This is a genomic window from Pseudomonas agronomica (assembly GCF_025917275.1).
GTDB lineage: Bacteria > Pseudomonadota > Gammaproteobacteria > Pseudomonadales > Pseudomonadaceae > Aquipseudomonas > Aquipseudomonas agronomica.
In genome coordinates, this window is the sequence record NZ_JAOSHO010000629.1 from 1 (window position 1) to 2,528 (window position 2,528).

3 protein-coding genes are annotated in these 2,528 nt (G+C 63.4%); 1 reads left to right on the top strand and 2 read right to left on the bottom strand.

Translation table 11 applies throughout. The annotated features are described in order from the left end of the window. Positions 1-9: 9 nt before the first annotated feature. Together OC610_RS25445 and OC610_RS25450 are read right to left on the bottom strand one after the other, a co-directional pair. On the bottom strand, positions 10-1,239 hold the full coding sequence (locus tag OC610_RS25445; RefSeq protein ID WP_264431786.1) for a hypothetical protein: 1,230 nt from the start codon (positions 1,237-1,239) through the stop codon (positions 10-12). 30 nt (positions 1,240-1,269) lie between these two features. Next, the gene (locus tag OC610_RS25450) at positions 1,270-1,719 is read right to left on the bottom strand and encodes a YcgN family cysteine cluster protein (RefSeq protein WP_264431787.1); all 450 of its coding nucleotides are present in this window, start codon (positions 1,717-1,719) and stop codon (positions 1,270-1,272) included. Positions 1,720-1,877: 158 nt separating this feature from the next. Here OC610_RS25450 and OC610_RS25455 point away from each other — a divergent pair, with 158 nt between their 5' ends. Beyond that, positions 1,878-2,471 (top strand): nitroreductase family protein, encoded by a 594-nt coding sequence (locus OC610_RS25455; protein ID WP_181286700.1) that lies wholly within the window; start codon positions 1,878-1,880, stop codon positions 2,469-2,471. Positions 2,472-2,528: the final 57 nt, after the last annotated feature.

The window sequence follows — 2,528 nt, forward strand, 5'->3', positions numbered from 1 at the left end:
GAAGCGTTTTCACTGCAGTAACCGTGTATCCAGAACAGTCGACCCCTCACCCAGGATGCTCTCGCTGAGCTGCACAAACTCCCCGGTATCCACCGTCTCCAGGCGCATCGCCCCTTGCAGCACGTCATCGAGGGAGCGCTTGTTGCGGGTCTTCAGGCGAATTTCCCGGTCCAGCTCCTGCAGCAACAGCACCGCCTTGGCGGCCATCGCCGGGCTCACCTGTTCGCCACGCAAGGTCGTGACGCCCTTGCTGTCCCGGGCGAGACGAACATTCAGGGCCTGATAGCGCTCGTCGCTCATGCCGCCGGCGCGGCGTAGCAGTTCGATGGCGTAATACTCATTCAATCCTTCGCTGATCCAGTCACTGCGATCTTGATCGTTGATGCGCACCAACATCTGCATCAACTCCCGTAGTAACGAACTGCTGCCGCGCTCGCTGACCAGTGGCGGGCGGCTGTGCAGGTAAATCGATTCGTGGCCCGCCTGGACGCCACGCCACATCGGATCCCCGGCACCGACGATCAACAGTTTGGCCGGATGACGCGGCACCACTGCCTGCACCTGCGGCCAGACAAAAGTCAGCAGCGTCAATACATCCATCCGCCGCATCCCCTGGCCGAGGGGCGAAGCCACTGTCACCTCGGTCTCGCCCAGGCGCGTGCGTCGGCTGCCGAGTTTGCCGGCGAGCATCCAGCCCGTGGGGCGATCGAACAAGCGCGAGGGGTTATCGATGCGAAAGCGTTGCTTGCCTATACGCGGCCAAGGCGTCTCGATGCTTTTCCAGCCGTTGGGCAATTCGAACTCCAGGCGAGATACCAACTCGATGCCGTCCTGCTGGTCCAGCTTCGCCGGCGGCACCAGGTCATCGCCGCGTAGCAGCGCCCAGGCGGGCGTCATGCGGGTTTCGAAAGCGCCGTTCTTGCGCGATTCGCTGATGCGCACGCGGTAGGTCAGGCTTGCCTTGTCGGCAGCGGGACGCCAGACGCCGCGCGATGCCTTGCCGGGCGTGAGCTGCCATTGGCCGTCTGCCTTGAAACCGCTGTAGCGACCGTCATCGCCCAGGTCAAAATCCAGGCTGCGCACCGCCGAGCCCCGCGCGAGGGTCAGGCGCACTTCAGCCTGGTCGTTCTGCGGCAACAGGTGCACGTGGTAATCCAGATCAACTTTCTGTGCTGCCCACAGCGGCTCGCACACCGCCAGCAGCCCGGCCGCCAATACCCGTTTCAATCCTGCAGCCATGGGCGCTCCCTGGTGATGCGATGCCGTTTTTCAGCCCGCGCGAAAGATCAGGTGGTCTTCCCAGTCCTCTTCGGCCACGCTGCCTTCGGCCAGCATGCGCCCGGATTGGGAAATGCGTTCGTGGTGCACGGCGTCGCGATCGCCACAGACCAGGTGGTGCCACAGCGGCAGGTCCTTGCCCTCGCTGACCAGGCGATAGCCGCAGGTCGGCGGCAGCCATTTGAACTGATCGGCCTTGCCCGGCGTGAGCTGGATGCAGTCGGGAACGAAGTCGCGGCGATGGGCGTAGTCGGTGCACTGGCAGCTTTTCAAGTCCAGCAGTTTGCAGGCGATACGCGTGTAATAGACGGTGTTGTCGTCTTCATCCTCGAGCTTTTGCAGGCAGCACAGGCCGCAGCCGTCGCACAGCGATTCCCACTCTTGCGGATCGAGCTGATCGAGGGTTTTGCGTATCCAGAACGGTTCGACTTTGGCGGCCATGGCTCAAGCATCAATATCATGTGGTGAAAAGGCCGACAGTCTAGTGCCGCGACCTCCCGAGGCCAAGCATTGGCGACTGTCGGTAGAAGGGGCTTGTCAGGCCGGGCGCCGGGACGTAGGTTGCTTCATCACGTTTACGAACCCAGCTAGGTGAGCCCATGAGCGCCAATTCCCGCATCGCCGATTACACCATCCACCCTCAATTCATCGAGCGCTGGTCGCCGCGCGCCTTCACGGGCGAGACCATTGCCGAAGAAACCCTGCTGAGTTTCTTCGAAGCCGCGCGCTGGGCCCCTTCGGCGTACAACTCGCAGCCGTGGCGCTTCCTGTATGCCCGCCGCGACACGCCGAACTGGGAGCGTTACCTGGGCCTGCTCAACGAGTTCAACCGTGGCTGGGCCCAACACGCCTCGGCGCTGGTGATCATCGCCTCGAAAACCACCTTCGCGGTGCCCGGCGCCACGGAAGAAACCCCGGCCCAGTGCCACACCTTCGACACAGGCGCAGCCTGGGGCCACCTGGCGTTGCAGGCGAGCCTAAGCGGCTGGCATACCCATGGCATGGCCGGCTTCGACCAGGAACTGACCCGCAAGGAACTGAAGATCCCGGACGGCTACGCCCTGCATGCCGCCGTGGCGATCGGCAAGCTGGGGGACAAATCGACGCTGGCCGACTACCTCCAGGCCCGCGAAGTCCCAAGCCCGCGCCGGCCGTTGAGCGAGTTGGTGGCCGAGGGTGATTTCACCCTTTAAAGCAGAACCACGGTGTCTACTCAAGTGTGGAACCGAACCCGTGACGAGGGAGCTTGC